This window comes from Streptomyces sp. CC224B (genome assembly GCF_030010595.1).
In the GTDB taxonomy this organism is placed as follows: Bacteria; Actinomycetota; Actinomycetes; order Streptomycetales; family Streptomycetaceae; genus Streptomyces; species Streptomyces longispororuber.
Map to the genome: position 1 here is coordinate 158,475 of NZ_JASCXL010000003.1, position 7,158 is coordinate 165,632.

7 protein-coding genes are annotated in these 7,158 nt (G+C 68.7%); 3 read left to right on the top strand and 4 right to left on the bottom strand.

Annotated features, from left to right (window positions below; genetic code table 11):
* Nucleotides 1-7: 7 nt before the first annotated feature.
* The 4 genes from yidC to rpmH are packed head-to-tail and all read right to left on the bottom strand — an operon-like array spanning nt 8 to nt 2,213.
* Nucleotides 8-1,324: a membrane protein insertase YidC gene (gene yidC / locus QK440_RS02620; RefSeq protein WP_282791264.1), complete on the bottom strand. Its 1,317-nt coding sequence runs from the start codon at nt 1,322-1,324 to the stop codon at nt 8-10.
* Between the two features lie 3 nt (nt 1,325-1,327).
* The gene (gene yidD, locus QK440_RS02625) at nt 1,328-1,687 is read right to left on the bottom strand and encodes a membrane protein insertion efficiency factor YidD (RefSeq protein WP_190134592.1); all 360 of its coding nucleotides are present in this window, start codon (nt 1,685-1,687) and stop codon (nt 1,328-1,330) included.
* On the bottom strand, nt 1,684-2,055 hold the full coding sequence (rnpA, locus tag QK440_RS02630; RefSeq protein ID WP_282791265.1) for a ribonuclease P protein component: 372 nt from the start codon (nt 2,053-2,055) through the stop codon (nt 1,684-1,686). Before rnpA ends, yidD begins: the two co-directional genes overlap by 4 nt.
* Before the next feature lie 20 nt (nt 2,056-2,075).
* Entirely contained in the window at nt 2,076-2,213 is a 138-nt protein-coding gene (rpmH, locus tag QK440_RS02635; protein ID WP_016644655.1) for a 50S ribosomal protein L34, read from the bottom strand.
* Between the two features lie 387 nt (nt 2,214-2,600).
* Here rpmH and dnaA point away from each other — a divergent pair, with 387 nt between their 5' ends.
* The 3 genes from dnaA to QK440_RS02650 all read left to right on the top strand — a co-directional run.
* Nucleotides 2,601-4,553: a chromosomal replication initiator protein DnaA gene (dnaA, locus tag QK440_RS02640; protein WP_282791266.1), complete on the top strand. Its 1,953-nt coding sequence runs from the start codon at nt 2,601-2,603 to the stop codon at nt 4,551-4,553.
* A 1,033-nt stretch (nt 4,554-5,586) separates the two neighbouring features.
* A complete protein-coding gene (dnaN, locus tag QK440_RS02645; protein ID WP_282791267.1) occupies nt 5,587-6,717 on the top strand; it encodes a DNA polymerase III subunit beta in 1,131 nt (376 codons plus the stop codon).
* Nucleotides 6,718-6,850: 133 nt separating this feature from the next.
* Nucleotides 6,851-7,158, top strand: a 308-nt coding sequence (locus tag QK440_RS02650) for an NAD(P)-binding domain-containing protein (RefSeq protein ID WP_282791268.1), incomplete at its 3' end; no start/stop codon positions are given.

The window sequence follows — 7,158 nt, forward strand, 5'->3', positions numbered from 1 at the left end:
ACTCCTTCTACTTCTTGGACGGGTGCTTGGGCCGCTGCTGGCCCTTGCCCTGTCCGGACTTGGCTTTGCTGCGGGTGCCCTGGCCGGGCTGACCGCCCTTGGTGCCACCGGCGGTCTTGCCCTTGGCCGGCGCGTTCTGCGGCTTTTCCTCGGACTTGGTCAGCGACGTCTTCGCGTCGGCCCCGCCGGAGGCCGCGGTGTCCGTCGGGGCGTCGTCCGCCTTGGCTCCGCTCACAGCGGTGCCGGCCTGGCGCTTGGACTTGCTCTGCCGCTTGGGCTGCTGCCGCTTGGGCGCCGCTGCGGGCGCGCCGTCCTCGGTCGTGGTGGCAACGGTCTCGCTGACGATCACGGTGCCGTCGGCCTGGGCGGCGAAGCCCGCCTTGTTCAGGCCGTTGATGAACTTGCGCTCGTACTCGTTGCGGTCGCGGCCCTTGGCGACGATGGCCTTGACGGCCCGGGTCTGGCCGCGGCCACGGGTCTTCCCCGCGGCAGTGATGTGCTTCTGCAGGCGCTCCAGGTACGCGGCCTGGGCCTTGGAACCGGGGGTCGGGTTCTGGCGGATCACGTACATCTGCTGGCCCATGGTCCACACGTTGGTGGTCAGCCAGTAGACGAGGACACCGACCGGGAAGTTGATGCCGAAGACGGCGAACATGATCGGGAAGACGTACATCAGCATCTTCTGCTGCTGCATGAACGGCGTCTTCACCGTCGTGTCGACGTTCTTCGTCATGAGCTGGCGCTGCGTGAAGAACTGCGACGCCGACATCAGGATGATCATGAGCGCGGTCACCACGCGCACATCGGTCAGCGAGGCGCTCAGCGAGGCGACCTTGTCGGCGCTGTCCGTGAACTTCACCGCGAGCGGGGCACCGAAGATGTGGGCGTCACGAGCGCTGTCGAGCAGCTGCTGGTCGATGACGCCGACCTTCTTGTTCGACGCGATGCCGTTGAGCACGTGGTACAGCGCGAAGAAGAACGGTGACTGCGCCAGGATGGGAAGGCACGAGGAGAGCGGGTTGGTACCCGACTCCTTGTACAGCTTCATCATCTCTTCGGACTGACGCTGCTTGTCGCTCTTGTAGCGTTCCTGGATCTTCTTCATCTCGGGCTGCAGCGTCTGCATGGCCCGGGTCGCCTTGATCTGCTTCACGAAGAGCGGGATCAGGCAGATGCGGATCAGGATCACCAGGGACACGATCGACAGGCCCCAGGCCCAGCCCGTATCAGGGCCGAAGATCGCACCGTACAGTTTGTGGAACTGCACGATGACCCAGGAGACGGGTGTCGTGATGAAGCTGAAGAAACCGGCAATCGTGTCCACTAATCAGGCTCCTTGAGCATGGGACGGGGTCTCGGCGGCCGGGCTCACGGGAGCCGGGGGAAGGTCCCCGGACGGCACGCCAGCGGCGGAGGGCCCGCCCTTGCGTGCGCGCCAGGAGGCGCGCAGCATCTCGTGCCACCGCGGACGCTTACGCGGCGGGACATGGTCGACACCGCCGAGCGACCACGGATTGCACCGCAGGATGCGCCAGGCAGTGAGCGCCGTTCCCTTGATCGCGCCGTGGCGATCGATGGCCAGGTAGCCGTAGTGGGAGCACGACGGGTAGTACTTGCACACCGGGCCGAGAAGTGGACTGATCGTCCACTGGTACAGCTTGATCAGCGCCAGCAGCGGGTACTTCATCGCGCGCCCCCTCCGAGGAGGCGCCGCAGGGCGGCGTCCAGGTCGTCGGCCAGCTGTGCGTAGGTGGCGTCGCCCGCGCCGGGCAACGCTCGTACGACCACCAGGCTACCGGGGGGAACCAGGGCCAGTCGGTCGCGCGTCAGATGGCGAAGTCTGCGCTTGACCGTGTTGCGTACGACGGCTCCACCCACGGCCTTGCTCACGACGAAACCCGCACGTGTCGGGGGAACGCTCTCCCCAGGCACGTGCGGGTCCGTTGCACCGCTGCGTAGGTGGACGACGAGTAGCGGGCGACCGGCCCTGCGTCCTCGGCGTACCGCGGTCGCGAAGTCCTCGCGCCGCCTCAGCCGATGCTCGGTAGGCAGCACGACGTCATGACCTAATGCGCTTAGGCGGACAGGCGGGCGCGACCCTTGCTGCGGCGGGACGCCAGGACGGCGCGGCCGGCACGGGTGCGCATACGCAGCCGGAAGCCGTGGGTCTTCGCGCGACGACGGTTGTTCGGCTGGAAGGTGCGCTTGCTCACTCGGGGGCTCCAGAAATGACTCGTGTGGTGGCGGGTATCGCCTGGCTGTCACCGTGCGCCCACGAGAAGCTCATAGAAGCTCGCGTAGTAGGCACCGAGTGCACCGCTTCACAATCACAGACCGTGATCTTTGCCCATCGGAGGCAGGCGGCAGCAGCCATCGACAACTCGACCTGGTTACGGTACGCGGGGCTGCGCCATCCGGTCAAACCAGCGGTCGGGGGGAGACACTGTGCACAGCCTGTGGACAACAACTTGAACCGCACCCGTCGCCCTGACTACCGTGGCTGAACTCCGATTCGTTCCCTTCCCCCCGCCCCTCCCGATTTCCGTCCCGACCCGTCCCAAGAACCACACCTTCGTGGGACCTGTGAGAGAGCGTGCCCTGTGGCTGACGTACCTGCCGATCTTGCCGCAGTGTGGCCAAGGGTTCTCGAACAGCTGCTGGGCGAAGGCCGGGGGCAGGGCGTCGAGGCGAAGGACGAGCACTGGATCCGCCGGTGCCAGCCGCTCGCGCTCGTCGCCGACACGGCACTGCTCGCGGTGCCCAACGAGTTCGCCAAGGGCGTCCTGGAGGGCCGTCTCGCCCCCGTCGTCAGCGAGACGCTGAGCCGCGAGTGCGGGCGCCCGATCCGTATCGCGATCACCGTCGACGACTCCGTGGGCGAGCCCCAGGGCCCGCCCGCGCCGTCGGCCCAGCAGCACCAGCAGCGCTACGACGAGCAGCCTTCCCGGTACGAGGAGCAGCCTTCCCGCTACGAGGAGAAGTCGTCCAGGTACGAGGAGTCGCCGCGGTACGAGGAGCCGGAGCCGCCGCACGGCTCCGGGCAGGGCCATGACACGTACGACGGCTACAGCCGCCGCCCCGGCGACGAGCGCCCCGCGAACCCGCGCTCCGAGCAGATGCCGACGGCCCGGCCGGCCTACCCGGACTACCAGCATCCCGGCGCCTGGCCGCAGCAGCCCCAGGACGACTACGGCTGGCAGCAGCAGCGGCTCGGCTTCCCCGAGCGCGACCCGTACGCGAGCCCCGGGCAGCAGCACGACTACCGCTCGCAGGAGCGCTCCCCGTACGACCGGCTCTCCGAGCGCCAGGGGCAGGAGCGCCACGACCGGCGCGAGCGCCACGAACGGCCCGAGTCGTCCAGCGGCGGCTCCTCGGCCGCAGGCCCGCACGACGGCGGCCCGGGAGGCCGCGGCGGTCACGGAGGCCCCGTCGGCCACGGCGGCACCCCCCTGCCCGCGTCCAGCGGTGCCCCCGGCCCGCTGGCGGCGCAGCCCGCGCCGGCGACGGGCCCCGGTGAGCCCACCGCGCGCCTGAACCCGAAGTACCTCTTCGACACCTTCGTGATCGGGGCGTCGAACCGCTTCGCGCACGCGGCCGCCGTCGCCGTCGCCGAGGCGCCCGCGAAGGCGTACAACCCCTTGTTCATCTACGGGGAGTCGGGGCTCGGCAAGACGCACCTGCTGCATGCCATCGGGCACTACGCGCGCAGCCTGTACCCCGGCACGCGGGTGCGGTACGTGAGCTCCGAGGAGTTCACCAACGAGTTCATCAACTCCATCCGTGACGGCAAGGGCGACAGCTTCCGCAAGCGGTACCGCGAGATGGACATCCTGCTGGTCGACGACATCCAGTTCCTGGCGGACAAGGAGTCGACGCAGGAGGAGTTCTTCCACACCTTCAACACGCTCCACAACGCGAACAAGCAGATCGTGCTCTCCAGCGACCGGCCGCCTAAGCAGCTCGTGACGCTGGAGGACCGGCTCCGCAACCGGTTCGAGTGGGGCCTGATCACCGACGTCCAGCCGCCCGAACTGGAGACGCGCATCGCGATCCTGCGCAAGAAGGCGGTCCAGGAGCAGCTCAACGCCCCGCCGGAGGTCCTGGAGTTCATCGCCTCGCGCATCTCGCGGAACATCCGCGAGCTGGAGGGCGCGCTGATCCGCGTGACGGCGTTCGCGTCGCTCAATCGACAGCCTGTGGACCTGGGGCTCACCGAGATCGTCCTCAAGGACCTGATCCCCGGTGGCGAGGACGCCGCTCCGGAGATCACCGCGACGGCCATCATGGCGTCGACCGCCGACTACTTCGGCCTGACGGTGGACGACCTGTGCGGATCCTCGCGCAGCCGGGTGCTGGTGACGGCCCGGCAGATCGCCATGTACCTGTGCCGCGAGCTCACCGATCTGTCGCTGCCCAAGATCGGCGCCCAGTTCGGCGGCCGCGACCACACGACCGTCATGCACGCCGATCGCAAGATCCGCGCGCTGATGGCCGAGCGCCGGTCCATCTACAACCAGGTCACCGAACTCACCAACCGCATCAAGAACGGCTGACGGCCGCGGCGGTACGTCGCGACGCGCGAGGGCGCCCGGGAGCACGCCTCCCGGGCGCCCTCGCGTGTCCCCGGAGCCCCGGGCCCGGCTCGCCCAGGACGCCCTCCAGGCGCGCCCGCCACCCCACCAGAGGCCCCACGGAAACCCACGGAGGCCCACGGAAACTCACGGAAGTCCTGCGGGCGGGCCCTCAGACAAGCCCTTCAGACGGCCCTCCAGGCGGCCCTCAGGCACCCCTCAAGCGCTCCGAAGGCCCCCTCAGACGGCTCGCCAACGCCCCGAACCCCCTCAGCGGCGCCCGCGCTCCGCGACCCGTTCGTCATCTTCTGTTCGATTCATGGCTGCCTCGTCGGGGTTCTCCACAGATCTGCGGCCTTTTCACCGTCCACACCCTGGGGAGTACGAAGTTGTCCCAACCGTGTCCACAGGGGACCCTGCTGATACGTCATCAGAGCAGGTCATGTGGTTGTGGATTCGTGGACGACGACTCTCCACAGCCTGTGGATGAATATTTTCTCCACAGGCGGTGGACAGAGTTGTCCACCGGCGACCCACAGGCCGGGCCCGGTTGTGCACAGCTTCTCCCCAGCCCTGTCCACTGTTCGGCAAGGCGACGCGCCCTCTCACCGGGGCGAGTGAAAGGCATCACACAAAGGTGCCGGGTTGGCCTGTGGGGAAGCTGGGTAAAGCTGGGGACAGGGTTGGGGAGAAGTACCCCTGTCCTGTGCATCGGGTGTGCAGAACTTTCGCCTGTCCACAGAAACCCCGGGTTGTCCACGACCGTCGCCCACAGGGCCGGTGGACAAAAAACGCGGGGTGACCTGGGCCTTCGCGGTTATCCACGGTTTCCACAGGCCCTACTACTACTCCCGACTAGAGAGAGCCAGGTTTCCGCTTTGAAGCGGGGGCTGTGCACAACTCGTCCCTCGGGCCGCCGCGACCTCTCGGCACGACTTGACCCCGACAGGCACAAGCTGTCAGTGCGGTGCGTCAGACTGGTCCCCAGTGCCAGCAACAGCAGGAGGGCGGCTAAGTGAAGATCCGGGTGGAACGCGACGTACTCGCGGAGGCGGTGGCGTGGGCGGCACGCAGCCTCCCGGCTCGGCCGCCAGCGCCCGTCCTCGCGGGCCTGCTGCTGAAGGCCGAGGAGGGCGCACTCTCCCTGTCGAGCTTCGACTACGAGGTCTCGGCGCGGGTCTCCGTGGACGCGGAGGTCGACGAGGAGGGCACGGTGCTCGTCTCCGGCCGCCTGCTCGCCGACATCTGCCGCGCCCTCCCCAACCGACCGGTGGAGATCTCCACAGACGGTGTACGGGCGACGGTGGTCTGCGGCTCCTCCCGCTTCACCCTCCACACCCTGCCTGTGGAGGAGTACCCGGCGCTGCCGCAGATGCCGACCGCCACCGGCACCGTCCCCGGTGAGGTCTTCGCCTCGGCCGCCTCCCAGGTCGCCATCGCCGCGGGCCGCGACGACACGCTGCCGGTCCTCACCGGTGTGCGCATCGAGATCGAGGGCGACACGGTCACGCTGGCCTCCACCGACCGGTACCGCTTCGCGGTCCGCGAGTTCCTGTGGAAGCCGGAGAACCCGGACGCCTCCGCCGTCGCCCTGGTGCCCGCCAAGACGCTCCTGGACACCGCCAAGGCCCTCACGAGCGGCGACACGGTCACGCTCGCCCTGTCCGGCTCCGGCGCGGGCGAGGGCCTGATCGGCTTCGAGGGCGCGGGCCGCCGCACGACCACGCGGCTCCTCGAAGGCGACCTGCCGAAGTACCGCACGCTGTTCCCGACGGAGTTCAACTCCATCGCGGTCATCGAGACCGCCCCCTTCGTGGAGGCCGTCAAGCGCGTGGCGCTCGTCGCCGAGCGGAACACCCCGGTGCGGCTGAGCTTCGAGCAGGGCGTGCTCATCCTGGAGGCCGGCTCCAGCGACGACGCACAGGCTGTGGAAAGGGTCGACGCCCAGCTCGAGGGCGACGACATCTCGATCGCCTTCAACCCGACGTTCCTGCTCGACGGCCTCAGCGCCATCGACTCGCCGGTCGCCCAGCTCTCGTTCACGACGTCGACGAAGCCCGCGCTCCTCAGCGGCAAGCCGGCCGTCGACGCCGAGGCGGACGAGGCGTACAAGTACCTGATCATGCCCGTACGTCTGAGCGGCTGAGCCCACAGGTGTGTGGCCGCGTCCGGGCGTAGGCTCGGACGCGGGTACGAACGTGCCGCGGGTACGCGAGCCGTCCGGGTTCCGGGCGGCGGCCCCGTCCCCTCACGCCACATCGCTAGTTAGGAACGCACTGATGGAGCTCGGTCTCGTCGGTCTCGGCAAGATGGGCGGCAACATGCGCGAGCGCATCCGCCGCGCAGGCCACACCGTCATCGGATACGACCGCAACCCGGACCTCGCGGATGTCGACAGCCTCGAAGAGCTGGTGAGCAAGCTCAAGGGTCCGCGCGTCGTGTGGGTGATGGTCCCGGCCGGACCCGCGACCCAGTCCACGATCGACGAGCTGGGCGAGCTCCTGTCCCCCGGCGACGTCGTGGTGGACGGCGGGAACTCCCGCTGGACGGACGACGAGAAGCACGCCGCCGAGCTCGCCGAGCGCGG

Coding starts and splice junctions, on each gene's coding strand:
- yidD (WP_190134592.1), bottom strand. CDS start 1,687: ATGAAGTACCCGCTGCTGGCGCTGATCAAGCTGTACCAGTGGACGATC.